Raw genomic sequence first — 15,783 nt, forward strand, 5'->3', positions numbered from 1 at the left:
TGTCTGAAGCCATTAGTTTGCTCTATAATTTCAATAATACCTACTATTTTCTCATGTTTGAAGACAAAATAGTAGAAGTTATTTACATTTTACGCTATTTTAAATGTAATTCTAAATAAAAAAGGATACAATCTGAGATTACCATAAGGAGGAATAGAAATGAAGAATTTAAACTCGTGGTTTGAAAAAGGATTAAATGCCCATACCTATATTTCAAGCATGAAAGTCCATCAAGAAAATTTATTAAATGTATATAATCATATTCAAGTTCAGGTCAATAATGAGGAACTTGATTTTTTACATACACTTCAAACAAAGGATTTAAAAGCTGTAATATTAACAGCTGATTGGTGTGGTGACGCGATGGTGAACCTTCCTATTTTCCTAAGGCTAGCAAATGAAGGGTTGATTGAAACCCGCTACTTAAACAGAGATGATAATTTAGATCTAATGGACCAGTACTTAACAAATGGAACAGCAAGGTCCATTCCAATTATCATATTACTTGATAAAGAAGGTAACGAGATTGGGAAATGGGGGCCAAGAGCACCTTATGTACAAGATCTTGTCACTACACTAAAAGAAGAAGTTCCGTCCAAAGAGTCACCTGAATATGAGCAAGCTTTTAAACAATTTATATCTACTTTAACTGCACAGTTTGCAACCGATGAACATCTTTGGAATGAAGTAAAGAAAGATTTAATTTCATTTCTTAAGGGTGTGAGTGTATAACTTTCTCATGATAACCATACAATAGAAACAAGGGTCATCCACCTCTATCTAATCGCCTCGTTGCGGGACTAACCAGAACGGTATGTGGATGGCCCTATTTTTATTTAGGAAAAAGCTAATGGCACCTAACCTGTGAAAGTGACTACATAATATGATATGGTTATTAAAAAGCACTAGGAGGAAATGCCATGTCTACATGTAACATTGACCACTCATTAGAAGACGTTCTAAAAAAACTCGAAAGCCAAAAAACCTCTTTACCACATTCATTATATGAAGAAATAGAAGCTTTCTTATCTAGCAAACTAGACCAAGAAACACTAAATAAAGTATTTCACCTTCTCAAGAAATATGATTTAGCTTCAGAAATGGAGCAAAGTGAAAGAAATAAAAAGCTCACTACCATACTTAATCTATAGAAGATGTTGCGCCTTTGAAATATTGTTGCATAATGTCAAAAAGCCACTGAACGTGGCTTTTTCTATTTCACTTCATATCCCGCTAATTGTTCACCCCAAGGAGCAATTCCCCTATCCACGAAACCTATTGATTTGTATAAGTTATGAACTGCAGTGTTTTGCTGGTGATACCCCACCATAATCAGTTGACAGTTAGGCTTTTTCATTAGGTTATTAAGAACTTCTTTTATTGCATGTTTTCCATAACCCTTGCCTTGCTGTTTCTCGTCAATCATAAGACGATATATCCAATAATTATTGTCATCTGGATCAAGACCATACATTGTAAATCCAACCATTTGATTGTCATGATAAATTGCTAAGGCTTCAAAATTGTTTAAGAATTGGACTTCCGCAATTGAATAAAGGTTAGAGGAAACAAACTTTTGCTGTTCTAAACTTACTTTCAAATCAATACAATCTTCCCAATTTTCTCTTGTTATCTTTTGTAAGGTGATTGACACTTAAGGTTCTCCTCCATTGTAAGGTTTCAATGAAATTATAAATCTATATTTACTCATGTATTTTAACTCACCTTTCCATTATTTGCACATGAGTTTTTTTCACAAAATAAGTAGTCAATGTAATTAGAAGTATGCAAATACCCCAGGTCCGTAACGGCGGATTCATCAATTTTAGAAAAATGGACTATCGCCCAAACCAAACAACCTCCTCCTCCATAGTCTATAATTGTATAACACATATGGAGGTGTTACGAAATGAGTGGAGTTGGTTATGGCAGCGGATTTGCTTTAATCGTTGTGTTGTTCATTTTGCTAATCGTTATCGGAACAGCATATGTGTAAGTATGAGTGACAGAATGAATCTGATGAAAAAAAAACTATTAAGGAGTGAATAAATCTATGCATATGTATCATGGATGTGGGTATGGTTATGGAGCACCTGTAGCTGGAGTTGGAACTGGTGTTGGAGGTTTCGCACTAATCGTAGTGCTATTTATACTTCTAATCATCGTTGGAGCTGCTTGGGCTTAAGTAAATAAATCCTAGGAATATATAAAGCCCCATCCTTTTTGGATGGGGTTTTATTTTTCTATTTCCATTATCTTTCTCTAAATATACTCTTTTTTTTGCATAAAAAAGGCATTTGCCCCATGCACATTTGCCCCATAATACATAGGCTACTATGTATATATCTTTATTAATTATGTAATCTCAGGAGGAGAATAGAAAATGAATCAACAATTTTATGGCACACCAATGAATCAAAATGATGAGCGCTTTGGACCGTTAGGAGCAGGATTACTTGGCTTCGGCTTAGGGGCATTAGGTAGTGGGTTAGCTGGTCCAGGTTACGGAGGCTTCGGATATCCGGGTTATGGATATGGATACGGAACACCTGGATATGGTTATGGTTTTGGTCATGGTTATGGCTATCCTGGTTATGGTTATGGTCACCATCATCATCATCATCATGGACACCACCATGGGCATCACGGATACGGACACCATCACGGATACGGATACGGAAGATAACATAAAAAAAGAAGGCAGCAGATCAGTTCTGATGCCTTTTTTACTTATTTAATTTCTTCTGTTCGTTCATATCTAGAATCTAAATAATCTACAATATGAATTAAATACCCCTCTACTGTTTTAGGAGCTATATTTGCACCCCATTCTAGCTTACCATGGTGACATAAAATGGCATGCTGCAGCCTGTGAATGTCCTCCAAAGTCATTGCGATATTCTCTGTCTCAATTATTTTTGAAACTAACATGACACCATAAGGGATATGACCTACTAATACTCCTAAATCATCCATTGTAATACCTGTTGGCTTACGGTTTGCTAATGAAGATTGATCAGCTGTTGGATATAAGAATGCAAATTCCCTCGTCCCCTTGCCAGCATGATGATATTCCATTAACTTGCCAAGATCATGATAAAAAATCGCACACATGAGTAATGAATAATCAACTTCTTCATCCCGATTCTTGGCCATTCCATAAAACATTGTATACAAATGATCAATTGAATCCTTCCACACTAAGTTACGTGGATTGCCTCCTGGTGTATCGGAATTGAGGTCCTTCCACAACTCCTGCTTGTACACCTTCTCAACTTGATTAATCAGTTTAAGAACTGCCTTATAATGATCATTCTCATGAACTAAAATGTATCTTGCTAATCTCATCAAGCCAACCGTATGCTTTAAAAGTCCCCCTAAATAAGCATGATGATGGCCCATTGCTGCAGGACGTATGCTGAATTCTGTCCAAAAACGCTTCATTGCAGCAAGACTTATCGTTCGGTATGGTTCCTCAAGTACATTTAAATAATGATGCAATTCAACCGTAAAATCCTCTAATGACTGCTGAGTGCAAGCAATTAGGCTAAATGGATCTACCTCATTTTCACAAGGATTCATCTCATTAATTGTTATTGATTTAAATCCTTTGTACTCCTCAACTTTCCCAGAAATTTCAAAAACACTGTTATTTTCAAGGATAGGTGTATATCGATCCACTGCACCATTATTGTCCCACATTTTTGCATTATACGTCCCTAAGTGATTGGATAATTTCATTTTAAAATAGGGCTTTGGGCTAGCACCCTGGGTACGCTCAACCTTAAATTCATTTAAAAGAAAGGTTACTCTATCTACATTCTCTCCATGTGTTTGCGTTTCTAGAGAAAAACCTTCCGTATTTATCGAAAAATCAGGAACTGGAAAATCCTTTAATATAGCTGCTCTATTTTCGTTGTTAATTGAATCATGTACCGGAACAATTCCGTAAAAATAATGACTCATCGACATTCAAATCACTCCCTTGAGTATAAACCATTCATTTTTTATATTAATTTTCTGGAAATTTATTCCTAATCATATTTTCGGATAAGGATTACATAAAACATTTTATAAAACCTATACTACCAATGATACTATAAAATGGAGATGATGAAATGGGTAGAACAAAACGTGGAAATGCAAATGCTCAACGTAATAATAATGCTAAAAAAGGAAACAGAATTAGTAGCGAAATGGTTGAATTTGCTGCTTACACAGATGTGAAAGCCGAAAAACAAAACGTACTTGATGAGAAAAAGTAAAAATATATCGCCTAGGTTTTCCTAGGCGAATCTTAATAAAGCCTTTGTGAATAGCTTTCTTTTAGTCGTTCCTCCACTTCTTCGACAGTCAGATTCGTTGTTTTGGCATGAGCAGATAGGATTTTCGCTGCAGAAGGAAGACTTTCTGCAGGAGGCCAAGTGCTAGGTTGCCAAAGCTCAGAGCGTTTAAATGCTTTAGCACAATGAATAAAACATTCCTCTACTTCGATTGCAATAGCAATTAAAGGTTTTTTTCCATTTACCGACATTTCTTCTAAGAATTCTTCATCCTGAATCAAACTTGCCTTTCCATTAATACGCAGTGTTTCCTGTAGGCCAGGGATAACGAAGAGTAGTCCCGCATGTGGATTAGAAATTATATTATAAAAAGAATCCATTCTTTTGTTTCCAGGTCTCTCAGGTATTAGTAATGTCTTCTCGTCAATAACCTTTATAAATCCTGGGTGGTCTCCTCGGGGAGAAACATCACAATTCCCATATTTATCAGAGGTCGATATAACTAAAAAAGGTGAACGTGAAATAAAATCAAGACAATGAGAGTCTAGATAGTCAATGACTTTATTTTTTACTAATTCACTAGGCGCACCAAAAAATCCACTTAATTCGTCTTGGGTTTTTATGATTTTTTTAAACATATAACCAGCATCCTTATATGTATTTTCAATCTACTATTCTTTATGTCTAACAATCATATGCGGAATAAACTTAATAATCTAATTTTACCATGAGATAGTAGCACTTCCTACAATTAAAAAAGCTTACCTCAATTAGTAAGCTTTCTAACCTTATGTGTTTGAAGAGAATGTTTCATTTCTTTCTTTTAGTATGTCTTGAATGATCTCAATGTGAAAAGCGGCCCAGGCTTTTTCACGAAAATGAACAATTACACTAACACTTAGTGTTGAAAAATAAATGATTCCAAAAATAATCCATAGTGTGCTTCCCTCTTTAAAAAGAAATTCCTGTAACTGCTTTGAAAACAGAAACAAAAACCATGGCACGGCAGTTACAAAGATCGGCACGATACCTGTACCGTTTTTTTCTTTGATCATGCGATAATAAATTAGTTTTAACGTTTCAGTATTGATAGATCGGTAATGCTTTTGAATCTCCTCAATCTCGGATAACCCCTTAATACTACTAAACGATTCCCCGTTCTTTAATGTTTTTATTAGTTGAAGATAAAATTTATGTGCATCCCCACGTAATGAAAACATGCTTTCATCCCTTCTACAGAAGAATCTAATAAGGTAGTATTCAACATCTCGCGTAATAATATACAAACCTTTGCTAAAATTAATAAATCATTCAATATTCTATTATGGTTTAGTCGCACAAAACCACAATAGAATATTGAATGAAGTGGGATTAACTAGGTGGACGGGAGAGCTTATACTTAACTTGAGTCGGTTTCCGAAAAGCCTCCTCCGCTATCGCTAGTACAATGGCTAAAGTTAGTTCAGAGTTTAAACTTAAATTGATAGCACTCATTAGTTCATCTGCAAGATGGATTGCAAGCCATGAGAAAAAAAAGTCAACTACCATTCTACCCAAAATGATTCTTACTCCAGTAATTTTCTCAGAGAGCGTGTACTTCGCCAATTTTGAGAAAACATCTGTAATTATGCTTATACCAACATATAGAAGAACAAAAATGAGCATTGAGACCATTGAGTCATAATGAACTCCGGTTAGGTGTAAGACCCCTAGTATTCCGAAAAAATATAGACTAAATACAGAGGAAATGACCACGAAAAACAAAAAAATCATAGCACTCCAAACTATGACTTTATCCTTACCTCTGTTATTCATTTCAGCCTCCCCTTTTACTTTTTTGATTTAAAAGTTCTAGAAAGTGTGTAAGGATTCGCGCGGTGAGTCCCCATATCACCCGGCCCTCATAATGATAAAAGTATTCATCTACCTTACGTGCCGCCCAATTGTAATCCTTTCCACCTTCAATTAAATTAAAAGGAAAGTTTGGTTCAGGTTGAAGATTGAAATTTATCTTATAACAATCAGGTTTTGTGCTTTGAAAGTAAGATAGTGGTACGGTAAATATCTCTTCAACTTCAGTAGGATTAGGAATGATCCTCTCCGGCTCGGTTATTAAACCAACATAAGGATATATGATTGTTCCAAAAGCGGTAACCATATAATCAAGTGGCCAAACGTTTTCAATATAGGACTCTGAAATACCTAACTCCTCAGTTGTCTCACGAATAGCTGTGTAACGATCATTTTGGTCATCTGGATCAATTCTTCCTCCTGGAAAACATATCTCTCCAGGCTGTCTTCTCAAATTTTGAGAACGGACTTCAAATAGAATGTGGGTTTCGCCACCTTTTTCAAGCAAAGGGAGCAGAACAGAAAACTGTGCGAAGTTTTCACTTCCCATAATTTTTCTTGTTCGATTTTCTAATTGCCTTTGTATGTGCTTTAGATCCATCTCTACGCCTCTCTACTTAATTTTTCTTATTAGTATATGATTATTTAGACTAAAAATGAAGGATGTTCTATTTTAAGTGTTATTTTGGTATATGTAGTACTCAACTTTATATTATACAAAATGTTATCTAAATTAGCTAAAATAGGCACTTAATCAGTGGTACAACTCTCTATAAAACATTCAATTATCCGAATTATTTGGTACTATCTTTTTTGAATTGAGGTGGAATTTTAAATTGAACCATACTACCGTAGCCATTCTAAAAGACTTATACGAAAAACAACAAAATAAACTCTGGAAGCCATCGATTGAAACTTATGGTCTTCAGGAAAAATCTCAAACCATGAAAATAAAAGAAATCATGTTTCATATATTTGAGTTAGAAAAGTTAGGCTTTGTTCAGTTTGACCGAACTCCCTGTCAGCAGCAGTGCATCCCCTACCATCCTTTTTATCGAAATAATTGCATATCGATTTGGTGGGAAGAGATTAAAATAACGTATAAAGGAATTGAGTTTCTAAAATGATCGTCCCCTTCATACTATAGTTAAGGGGCGATTATTATTTATATTTATGAATAAAATGTGATTTTTTTACAAAATTATACATTTAGTTACCAAATTATGTTATTTTAATTATTAAGCAACTATATACATAGTGGATATTGGTACAAACTTCTCAGTAATGACTGGATGATTCTATTATAGAAAGAGGGGATTTGATTGAAGAAAGTAAGATTGTTGCTATTATCATTACTACTGTTTATGGTATACCCTAACTTTATCTTTGCTAGTGAAGGTTCATCTTCATTTACAAAAGCGTTAGAGGAACGACTAGAGTCTGCAAGCTCGTATAATGACCCAAACACAGTTACGATTGTAGACTCCATTTCTCTTAAAGGCGAAGTATTTAAGGTTGTTACAAAAGATAATCCTGAGACACCTGAAGACGAAACTGAAACAGAAACCTATGAATCAACGATCATAGCTGCATTAGTGGAGTATCAGCAGGTTCGTGACTCCATTTTTAAATTTAATAAAACCGAAATTTATTATTACGATTTAGATAATAACGAGTTTTTAGAGGTATCTAATGTAATTGGGAATCCTGAATTTGAAACCTTTAATAATGAAAACTCTGAGAACGTTCATAAAGAGATAACGCCCTTTTCATCTACGCTTGTGATTCTCTTAATTTTAAGTGCCTGTTTCTTAGTGCCTGTTTTAATCTTTATGTTTCATGGCACTTCAGGTTCAGGTCAGTACATTAATACACATGGAAGAAAAGCTTCTTATTAATGAACAAACGCTTGGGAAATTCCCCAAGCGTTTTTGTGTGCTATGCTTTAATTACTCTTCCTCGTTACTTACTCCCAATTTTTGATAGATATCTTTACCGTTAATTGTCCAAGGGCCAGTTGTACTTTCTCTTTCTAATTGAAATTCTGTATGTAAGCTCACTTTCCCTTTTCCACTAACATACATCTTCATTTCAACTGGAACTCTCAAAAAGGACATATTTGAAAGTGTTTCTTTAGACAATTCTTTATCAATTTTTACTTTTATTTGCTCTATATCCGAAGTATCTCTGAAAAGCTTGTCCACACTCCCTCTTTGCACAGTTAGCGCTAATATTTTCTTATCTCTCTGGACAATCCCTTCTGAGAAAATATGAATGAGCTCGTATGGATTAGACCGAAGTACATAATCCTCTAATTGGCCAGCTGCTTTTAAGATCATTAATTTATGAGCTCTATTCGCAAGTTTTGAACGGTGTGTAGTGCTATCAATAAAATGAACACAAAAGTGGCCTGGAAATCCATTTTGTATAGCCCCGGCTCCATGAGGCATACCATGCATAGAAGCAGCTAGGATATTATCGTCCTTTAACACAAAAATCGCTCTTCTTTTCCAGCTCCACTTTCCACTATAGATCTCTTTCATGATTTTTGTATCTTTCCTAGTAAGTGGCTGCACATCAGCATGACTTCTGCCCGCTCTACGCTGAACCTGGAATTGCATTCCAGTTTCTACATCAATAATCGTAAATACAGATTTATATGGAATTATTGTATTGACCAGCTCCCACGGCAAAACCTCAACCGTGAAGCTTATAGGATTATCTATGTCCTGAATCTCAACTGCTTTCGTATTTAACGTTTTGAATCCAAACAATATACTCACAATCATTAGAACCTTGCTGATTTTAATTAACATTATCATAAACCTCATTCTTTTTTGTTATTACTATTTTTGTTCAAACTTTAAGATTCGATAAATGAAAAATACTGGAATTAAAATACAGCAACATTAAAAAGTAATCCTCTTCTCATACTAAGAATAGGAGGCTGATTATTTTTATGAAATTGTTGAGTATTTTGGCACTTATGTCGATTTTTTTACAACCAATCAACCCACAAGAAAATTTGATTCTTACCAAAAAGGGCGAGACCATTTCTATAGTAAACAGAGGCGAGTTTTCCATCCCCCTCTTAACCGTACCAGTTATAGATGAGTCTAAGTACAACCAATTTATTAATGACTTAGATTCTCTTGTATATGAAAAACCGATAAATGCAAAATTTGGAAAGTACGGTGAATTACTCCAAGAAAAAGTTGGCTATAGATTAAATCAAGATAAATTTAGAAGCATGTTTTATAACTACTTTTTTAATGAGGGCCCTCTAAAAGTAGCAATCCCTCTTTCTACAATTTACCCTAGGGTGGACAGTGAATTGCTTGTCTCAATACATACAAAACAGATTGGGCAATATATGACCTATTATAAAACACGTAATAAAGAGCGGTCTCATAATATTGGACTAGCAACCGAAGCAATAAACAACACTGTTGTTTTTCCTGGAGAAACGTTTTCTTTCAATGAAGTAGTAGGAAAAAGAACCGAGGAAAAAGGATATCTTCCTGCTCCCATCATTATTAAAGGTGAGTTATCTGAGGGAATTGGTGGTGGGATATGCCAGGTCTCTTCAACACTTTTTAATTCCGTTGATTTAGCTGGACTAGATATTGTACAGAGATACTCACATAGTAAGCAAGTTCCATATGTACCACCTGGAAGAGATGCAACTGTTAGTTGGTATGGTCCTGATTTTCGATTTAAAAATACGTACAATCAACCTATATTAATTCGTGCCTTTACTTCAGGCGGAAGGTGTATTATCAAGATTTATTCCTCTGATGTAATTAACTACAAACCAAGAACAATATAGGGGGAAAGGAAATGGGTGAAACTTTGAAAGAGATACTTGTTGTGTATGGTCGAATACTTACTATCTATCCATTACTATTATTTGCGGCATTAATGATGGGAAAGCGCTCTATCGGTGAACTACCCGTCTTTGACTTTTTAATCATTTTATCCTTAGGTTCACTTGTCGGTGCAGACATTGCAGACCCGAAGATTGTCCATTTACACACTGCCTTAGCCGTTGTTGGTGTTGCACTTTTACAACGTGTGTTTTCAAGTTGGTCCATTAAAAGACGTTGGTTTGGAAGGTTAATTACCTTTGAACCAACCATAGTCATTCGAAATGGAGAATTTGTTATGGGTGCAATGAAGAAGATTCGTTATTCATTAGATAATATTTTACAGATGCTAAGAGAGAAAGATGTTTTTGATCTTAGCGAAGTCGATGTTGGAATTATTGAGGCTAACGGTAAATTAACCGTATTAAAAAAGGCTACTAAATTAACACCTACTTTAGAAGACCTTAATATTTTCAAAAGTAAAGCGGGTGTCTCTTATCCGGTCATAGTTGAAGGAAAAATATACACCGATATCCTCAACCAGTTAGAATTGGATGAAGCATGGGTTCTAGGTGAGCTTTCAAAACATGGTCTAAATCGAAATGACATTTTCTTCGCTTCAGTAAATGCAAAAAACGAACTCACTTATTCAGTTGTAAATAATAAGACCAGTTCTCCACCAGATATTTTGCATTAGAAATAACCCTAAGAATCCCCTGCGAGCAAGGCACACAGGGAATTTACTTCACACTTAAAAAGCTCTTAAATCTATTGACTAGTTTTTTTGTAAATACTTGAAAATCAAATGATTGGTCTGCTGACTGTTGATATAATAGTCGAACTGATTCAATGATCCATAATGGAATCCTTTTGCCGTCTATTAAATCATAGTACTCTTCATACCCTTGTTTTAAATAATTCCAGCGATAATCGTTACCGGGGTGAATATATTCTGAAACGTCTAACAGCTTAGCTTTTCCATTTTGAAGTAAAATATTTTTTAAATGAATGTCCCTTGGATTTAACCCCTTCCTCAGACAGTCATCTCTTGCTTCCTCAACATCCTTTAACACACTGTATGGGATATGTGTGCCGGTTCGAAGACAGTCATATAAGGTCATACCTTCTTCGTAGCTTATAACAAGATAATTATGGCCTCTACCGAATAAGACTGGAAACCATTCTGCTTTCCCTAGCTTTTGATACACTAAGAACTCAGCATCCAACTTACTTAATTTATCTTCTGCATACACCTTAAAAGCAAAAGAAGGTTCATATCGCTGCTTGAATACAGCTGCATCTGTACCAACCCCAATACACTCTAATACTTGACTATACTGACCTATTGTTACCAGTTCATTATTTTTAGTTGAAGTGATTTTTATATTACGTAGATCCTCATCAACACTCTTCCATCTGTCCTCCATATGACCACTACCCTTTGTATTATTTGGGTACATTTAAGAAAGAGAACGAATAAGATTTTCCATCTCCTTGAGCAATTGCGGATATTCCACTATATTAACTGCAAGAATCCCCAAAGAAATAATAACATAAATTCGTACCCACTGAGGTCTAATTAAACGTGTAAATGGTTTCAGATAAGTTATATACCTACCAACTAATCCAGATACAGGAAATGTAAGTAAAAGAGCAAAAAATAAAATAGTGATTACCCAGGCATTTCTGATTTCATACACTTTATATTGTAATAACCATAACGATTTAACATTTTCATCTGTTATACGAAAAGAATACTGCTCTTTTTCCATCCCTATAAAGTTTGTTTCCGTAATAATTAGTATATCGTCACTAAGTGTTGAATGATAACCATTTGGATAGAAACTAAAGGAATCAATTATTAGAACAGTTATTATTGATAAGCAAATATATATACAACTAAAAATAGAAATGAGTGTTAGTTTACTTTTCTTTTTCTCCTTCATTGTAGCCCAACTTTCTAAAAGAGTTAGGGACATTTTTCATATATAATACATATTATTACTACATATTATTACTACATATTTTGTCTTATGGCATTATTTTGCCCCTAGGTCTCCATTATGGGCAGAATCTAAGATATTATTCTAGAAAAATAGGCATTTATCCCTTACAAAACGTAACTTTTTCCATAGTATATAGTAAATAACACAATGGAGGTGTTATTCTGATGAGTGGAGTTGGTTATGGCGGTGGATTCGCACTAATCGTAGTGCTTTTCATCTTGTTGATCATTGTTGGCGCATCTTGGATGTAATTTAATTAAATAATCATAAGTTCGGATATAGCAGGAGCCCTATTCTTCAATTTGAAGATAGGGCTCTTTTATGTTTAATATTATTGCAAAAAATCATTTTCCCGGAAAAACTGGGCGTTTATCCCTTACGAAACAACCCATCATTCCATAGTATATAGTAAGTAACACAAATGGAGGTGTTATTCTAATGAGTGGAGTTGGTTATGGTGGTGGATTCGCACTAATCGTTGTGCTATTCATCTTGTTAATCATTGTTGGCGCATCTTGGATGTAATTTAACTAAATAAATTTAGTTTAAAATATAAGAACTCTGTTTTTTTAACAGAGTTCTTTGTTTGTATACTTACTCATTTATAAACTACCAATAGAAGTGCATTACAAAGTAATAATAATTGGCTCATCCTTAGTTATGATAATCGTATGTTCGATTTGTGCTACAAAACTATTCTCCTTAGGAACATAAGTCCAGCCGTCACTTAGTTGAGTAATATGCTCAGAATTTGTAGATATAAATGGTTCAAACGCAATCACCATACCATCCTGAAGCAGTTCATTATCCCACGGATCGAAATAATTTAACACATGACTTGGAGGCTCATGAAGGGCACGGCCTACCCCATGACCTGTTAAATCCTTAATAACCGTTAAACCATTCTTTTTCGCTACATTATGGACAGCCTTACCAATCCCATTAAGCTTTGAACCAGCCCTACATTTTTTCAAGCCCGCTTCAAATGCCTCTTTAGCAACCTTGCAAATTTTAACTAATACTTCCTCCCCTTCACCAACCACAAAGGAAAGTCCGGTATCTGCAAAATAGCCATTTTTTGAGCCTGACACATCAATATTAACGAGATCTCCCTCTTTAATTACTCGAGAACCCGGAATTCCATGAGCAATTTCTTCATTAACACTAATACAAGTATAGCCAGGGAAATCATATTCTCCCTTTGGGCCCGAGACTGCATCAAACTTTTCAAATAATATTTTAGCATGTTCGTCTAATTCTTTTGTGGTGATTCCGGGCCTCGTCATTTGGATCATCTCATCACGAATGGTCGCAACAATTTTTCCAATTTCTTTTAAAGCTTGTAGTTCTTCTTCGTTTTTAACAATCATTTTCTCGTTCCTCTCATCCTTAATCTTTTTCTTAACTATACCCTATCTGTACTGTAATTTACATAAACTTGCTTAAAATAGAAATGTTAACGAAACTATTCCTATCATATTCATCACTTTAAAATTCGATTTTTGTTACTGTAACTAAACATCTACCTTTTCTTAAACTTTTTGTAACTTTTACCCTTCTCCTTTTTTATAAAATCAATTTGTAAACAACATTATAACCTTTTGGAGGAAAGCTAATGAACATCAAAAAACTAATAATCACTGGATTAACAATTGGATTACTAACAACACCATTTTCTCAAGCTAGCGAGGCTTCGCAAGTTAATGAAAAAAGCGTTGTATCACTAGTTAATGCAAAAAAAGAAATATCTTCGAAGCAAGTCGTTTCCTTATCACACAAGTTTGCCTCAACAAAGGCATATGTACAGTCAGGAGGAAGTTATAAAGAAGGCGAATACAAATCTTTTATGTATAAAGACCAGTTTTATCGTTTTTTATCTTCTGATATTGATACAAAAAAGGAGTTACTGAAATACCTAAAACGTACTTTAACTCATAAAGCAGCCGAGCAGTTTATTGAGGAAATGGGAATAATTGAATATAACGGTAAATTGGCCCAGCTAGAAGCAGACGGGGGATCTTTATTACAATGGGAAAAGGCTGAAACAGAATATATCAAGACAGAGAAAAATAGAAAGTTCTATCGTATAACTGTTCCAGTAGGCGAAACAGATCAAAAAGTAATGTACATGGCTGAATTTAAATATGTTGGAAAAGTAGGTTGGAGAATAGACAAAGAACCCTATTTAGATTTGGATATCCCATTTAACATAAATCCAGCGCTTATTTTCTTTAATTATTTACTAGTTGACTCTACCCATTCAAAAGAACAATTGATTGACTCTACCACTTTTAATGTAAATACATTTAAAAAAGGAATTAAAAAAGTTGAGGTTAAAGAATTAACAGAGATTTCTAGAAGTAAATACCAGGTTGAATACAAAGCTAAAATTTATGTAGAACTTGAAAATGGATATAAAGGTTCTTTATCAACTGGAGTAAACCAATTATTCTTCCTAATTCAACAAACAAATGAGATGGAATTTAAAATTGAAAGTATTGGTACCAGTGAACACTTATCTTATTAGAAGAATAATAATAAAAAAAAGCTTGGGAATCAATTTCCAAGCTTCTTATTTTACACGTAAGGATCGAAACATAAATGTAAATATTGTTCCTAATAAAACCAAAATAAATATCAACATATTCCATGTCCCCAATCCATTTGAAAGACCTTTTGCTACCTGTACAATTTGATAACTTAAGTATGTGAAGTTTACGATGATTATTGTATTTACTAAAGTCATCATCAATTTAGCATTCTTATATTGAAACTCTGCATTCTCATCTGTAATCTCAGTTAGATAATTAAATACATGTGGAAAGCGCGATAAGATTAACATACCTACCCATAATAGACTTCCGATGAAAATAAGAACCCAAACTGTCCATTTACTCCCCCACCCGTCAGCCTCTCCAACTCCATTAAAATGCATTGGAACCTGATTAGGTAAGCTAGGCCATTCAACTATAAGATAAACTACCGACAAAATGATTAAACATAGGGATATAGCATTTAATATAAATTCCAATGGTGTGGTTTTCAAGTTGAGTTTAGGGCGCTTGTTTTCTTTGTACATAGTAATCACTTCCTATACTTGCTTGATATAGATTTTACGAATGTGGCAGAGTAAAAGTTTCAAAAATATAAAAAATCCCCCGTGCCCGGAGGATTCTCTTAGTTAGCTAATAAGTGGTTCTTGTTTATTAGATTTAGAGTGAATTTGATTCAATACAAGCGCACCTATTGCCTGAACGATTGTTTTAAATATCACTTGACCTAGAATTGCAAAAATGACCATTTCCCATGTTAGGAATCCTGCTCCAATTGGGCTTAATCCGATTACAACAAAAATAACTGAATCAAGGAATCCACCAACAAGACCGCTATAAAACACTCTCCAGGCCATTGGTAATTTTAATCTTGTATATATTTCTGTATCGGTTGTTTCAGCAACTATAAATGCTAAGGCAGACGCAACAACAATCAGCAGTGTATCACCTAATAAATACGAAACAAGTGCTGACATAAGCAGAGCTAATCCAATGAACATATAGGTCTTTTTTCGCCCATATTTATTTTGGACAAGATCCCTAAAAATAAAAGTTGCACCGATTAAGAATGTCCCCATTGGTACTAAGAAAACTCCCACCTGCATTGGGGCAAACTTTGCTGTTACTACGTTAGCAGCAACAATTGACAATAAATAAAATAAAATCCTCATCTTTCTTTCCTCCAAATAAAGAAAACAGTACACCAAAAGGAGTACTGTTTCCT

Annotated in this window: 25 protein-coding genes; 13 read left to right on the plus strand and 12 right to left on the minus strand. The window is 34.5% G+C overall.

Annotation, left to right across the window (positions count from 1 at the left end):
* The first annotated feature begins 159 nt into the window (after positions 1-159).
* Both J2Z26_RS07985 and J2Z26_RS07990 read left to right on the plus strand, forming a co-directional pair.
* The gene (locus tag J2Z26_RS07985) at positions 160-732 is read left to right on the plus strand and encodes a thioredoxin family protein (RefSeq protein ID WP_193537201.1); all 573 of its coding nucleotides are present in this window, start codon (positions 160-162) and stop codon (positions 730-732) included.
* A gap of 188 nt (positions 733-920) precedes the next feature.
* Positions 921-1,151, plus strand: a complete 231-nt coding sequence (locus tag J2Z26_RS07990; RefSeq protein WP_193537203.1) for a group-specific protein — start codon at positions 921-923, stop codon at positions 1,149-1,151.
* Positions 1,152-1,213: 62 nt separating this feature from the next.
* Here J2Z26_RS07990 and J2Z26_RS07995 read toward each other — a convergent pair whose 3' ends face one another.
* Positions 1,214-1,654, minus strand: coding sequence for a GNAT family N-acetyltransferase (locus tag J2Z26_RS07995; protein WP_193537205.1), 441 nt, complete (start codon positions 1,652-1,654; stop codon positions 1,214-1,216).
* A 255-nt stretch (positions 1,655-1,909) separates the two neighbouring features.
* Here J2Z26_RS07995 and J2Z26_RS08000 point away from each other — a divergent pair, with 255 nt between their 5' ends.
* The 3 genes from J2Z26_RS08000 to J2Z26_RS08010 all read left to right on the plus strand — a co-directional run bounded on the left by J2Z26_RS08000 (position 1,910) and on the right by J2Z26_RS08010 (position 2,686).
* Positions 1,910-1,996, plus strand: coding sequence for a YjcZ family sporulation protein (locus J2Z26_RS08000; RefSeq protein ID WP_193473260.1), 87 nt, complete (start codon positions 1,910-1,912; stop codon positions 1,994-1,996).
* Positions 1,997-2,053: 57 nt separating this feature from the next.
* Positions 2,054-2,185: a YjcZ family sporulation protein gene (locus tag J2Z26_RS08005; RefSeq protein WP_193472493.1), complete on the plus strand. Its 132-nt coding sequence runs from the start codon at positions 2,054-2,056 to the stop codon at positions 2,183-2,185.
* A gap of 198 nt (positions 2,186-2,383) precedes the next feature.
* A complete protein-coding gene (locus J2Z26_RS08010) occupies positions 2,384-2,686 on the plus strand; it encodes a hypothetical protein (RefSeq protein WP_193537207.1) in 303 nt (100 codons plus the stop codon).
* A gap of 44 nt (positions 2,687-2,730) precedes the next feature.
* Here the strand turns inward: J2Z26_RS08010 and J2Z26_RS08015 are convergent, their stop codons facing one another.
* The gene (locus J2Z26_RS08015) at positions 2,731-3,972 is read right to left on the minus strand and encodes an HD domain-containing protein (RefSeq protein ID WP_193537209.1); all 1,242 of its coding nucleotides are present in this window, start codon (positions 3,970-3,972) and stop codon (positions 2,731-2,733) included.
* 146 nt (positions 3,973-4,118) lie between these two features.
* Between J2Z26_RS08015 and J2Z26_RS08020 the strand changes: the two genes are divergently transcribed.
* Complete coding sequence (locus J2Z26_RS08020; protein WP_193472490.1) at positions 4,119-4,265, plus strand: hypothetical protein; 147 nt, start codon at positions 4,119-4,121, stop codon at positions 4,263-4,265.
* A 32-nt stretch (positions 4,266-4,297) separates the two neighbouring features.
* Here the strand turns inward: J2Z26_RS08020 and J2Z26_RS08025 are convergent, their stop codons facing one another.
* The 4 genes from J2Z26_RS08025 to J2Z26_RS08040 all read right to left on the minus strand — a co-directional run bounded on the left by J2Z26_RS08025 (position 4,298) and on the right by J2Z26_RS08040 (position 6,735).
* Positions 4,298-4,921, minus strand: coding sequence for a pyridoxamine 5'-phosphate oxidase family protein (locus tag J2Z26_RS08025; protein ID WP_193537210.1), 624 nt, complete (start codon positions 4,919-4,921; stop codon positions 4,298-4,300).
* Between the two features lie 150 nt (positions 4,922-5,071).
* Entirely contained in the window at positions 5,072-5,503 is a 432-nt protein-coding gene (locus J2Z26_RS08030) for a hypothetical protein (protein WP_193537212.1), read from the minus strand.
* Between the two features lie 151 nt (positions 5,504-5,654).
* On the minus strand, positions 5,655-6,098 hold the full coding sequence (locus tag J2Z26_RS08035; RefSeq protein WP_193537213.1) for a YrvL family regulatory protein: 444 nt from the start codon (positions 6,096-6,098) through the stop codon (positions 5,655-5,657).
* A gap of 1 nt (position 6,099) precedes the next feature.
* Positions 6,100-6,735, minus strand: a complete 636-nt coding sequence (locus tag J2Z26_RS08040) for an NUDIX hydrolase (protein WP_193537215.1) — start codon at positions 6,733-6,735, stop codon at positions 6,100-6,102.
* Between the two features lie 235 nt (positions 6,736-6,970).
* Here J2Z26_RS08040 and J2Z26_RS08045 point away from each other — a divergent pair, with 235 nt between their 5' ends.
* Together J2Z26_RS08045 and J2Z26_RS08050 are read left to right on the plus strand one after the other, a co-directional pair.
* A complete protein-coding gene (locus tag J2Z26_RS08045; protein WP_193537217.1) occupies positions 6,971-7,261 on the plus strand; it encodes a hypothetical protein in 291 nt (96 codons plus the stop codon).
* A gap of 195 nt (positions 7,262-7,456) precedes the next feature.
* Complete coding sequence (locus tag J2Z26_RS08050; protein ID WP_193537219.1) at positions 7,457-8,032, plus strand: hypothetical protein; 576 nt, start codon at positions 7,457-7,459, stop codon at positions 8,030-8,032.
* A gap of 51 nt (positions 8,033-8,083) precedes the next feature.
* On the opposite strand, the gene J2Z26_RS08055 is transcribed toward J2Z26_RS08050, so the two are convergent.
* Positions 8,084-8,950, minus strand: coding sequence for a hypothetical protein (locus tag J2Z26_RS08055; RefSeq protein ID WP_193537221.1), 867 nt, complete (start codon positions 8,948-8,950; stop codon positions 8,084-8,086).
* A gap of 149 nt (positions 8,951-9,099) precedes the next feature.
* Between J2Z26_RS08055 and J2Z26_RS08060 the strand changes: the two genes are divergently transcribed.
* Both J2Z26_RS08060 and J2Z26_RS08065 read left to right on the plus strand, forming a co-directional pair.
* Positions 9,100-9,963, plus strand: coding sequence for a VanW family protein (locus J2Z26_RS08060; RefSeq protein WP_227413759.1), 864 nt, complete (start codon positions 9,100-9,102; stop codon positions 9,961-9,963).
* An 11-nt stretch (positions 9,964-9,974) separates the two neighbouring features.
* Positions 9,975-10,697, plus strand: coding sequence for a DUF421 domain-containing protein (locus tag J2Z26_RS08065; RefSeq protein ID WP_193537224.1), 723 nt, complete (start codon positions 9,975-9,977; stop codon positions 10,695-10,697).
* Positions 10,698-10,740: 43 nt separating this feature from the next.
* Here J2Z26_RS08065 and J2Z26_RS08070 read toward each other — a convergent pair whose 3' ends face one another.
* Both J2Z26_RS08070 and J2Z26_RS08075 read right to left on the minus strand, forming a co-directional pair.
* Entirely contained in the window at positions 10,741-11,427 is a 687-nt protein-coding gene (locus J2Z26_RS08070) for a serine/threonine-protein kinase (protein ID WP_193537226.1), read from the minus strand.
* 33 nt (positions 11,428-11,460) lie between these two features.
* Positions 11,461-11,946, minus strand: a complete 486-nt coding sequence (locus J2Z26_RS08075) for a hypothetical protein (protein ID WP_209794323.1) — start codon at positions 11,944-11,946, stop codon at positions 11,461-11,463.
* Between the two features lie 224 nt (positions 11,947-12,170).
* On the opposite strand from J2Z26_RS08075, the gene J2Z26_RS08080 reads away from it, so the two are divergent.
* Together J2Z26_RS08080 and J2Z26_RS08085 are read left to right on the plus strand one after the other, a co-directional pair.
* Complete coding sequence (locus J2Z26_RS08080) at positions 12,171-12,257, plus strand: YjcZ family sporulation protein (protein ID WP_193473254.1); 87 nt, start codon at positions 12,171-12,173, stop codon at positions 12,255-12,257.
* 187 nt (positions 12,258-12,444) lie between these two features.
* Positions 12,445-12,531 (plus strand): YjcZ family sporulation protein, encoded by an 87-nt coding sequence (locus tag J2Z26_RS08085; protein ID WP_193473254.1) that lies wholly within the window; start codon positions 12,445-12,447, stop codon positions 12,529-12,531.
* Between the two features lie 101 nt (positions 12,532-12,632).
* On the opposite strand, the gene map is transcribed toward J2Z26_RS08085, so the two are convergent.
* A complete protein-coding gene (map, locus tag J2Z26_RS08090) occupies positions 12,633-13,376 on the minus strand; it encodes a type I methionyl aminopeptidase (RefSeq protein ID WP_193537229.1) in 744 nt (247 codons plus the stop codon).
* A 245-nt stretch (positions 13,377-13,621) separates the two neighbouring features.
* On the opposite strand from map, the gene J2Z26_RS08095 reads away from it, so the two are divergent.
* On the plus strand, positions 13,622-14,533 hold the full coding sequence (locus J2Z26_RS08095) for a DL-endopeptidase inhibitor IseA family protein (protein ID WP_193537231.1): 912 nt from the start codon (positions 13,622-13,624) through the stop codon (positions 14,531-14,533).
* Positions 14,534-14,578: 45 nt separating this feature from the next.
* On the opposite strand, the gene J2Z26_RS08100 is transcribed toward J2Z26_RS08095, so the two are convergent.
* The gene (locus J2Z26_RS08100) at positions 14,579-15,085 is read right to left on the minus strand and encodes a DUF1648 domain-containing protein (RefSeq protein WP_209794325.1); all 507 of its coding nucleotides are present in this window, start codon (positions 15,083-15,085) and stop codon (positions 14,579-14,581) included.
* Positions 15,086-15,187: 102 nt separating this feature from the next.
* Positions 15,188-15,730, minus strand: a complete 543-nt coding sequence (locus J2Z26_RS08105; RefSeq protein WP_193537235.1) for a VUT family protein — start codon at positions 15,728-15,730, stop codon at positions 15,188-15,190.
* Positions 15,731-15,783 lie beyond the last annotated feature (53 nt).

Source organism: Cytobacillus luteolus (assembly GCF_017873715.1).
Taxonomy (GTDB): Bacteria; Bacillota; Bacilli; order Bacillales; family Bacillaceae_L; genus Bacillus_BV; species Bacillus_BV luteola.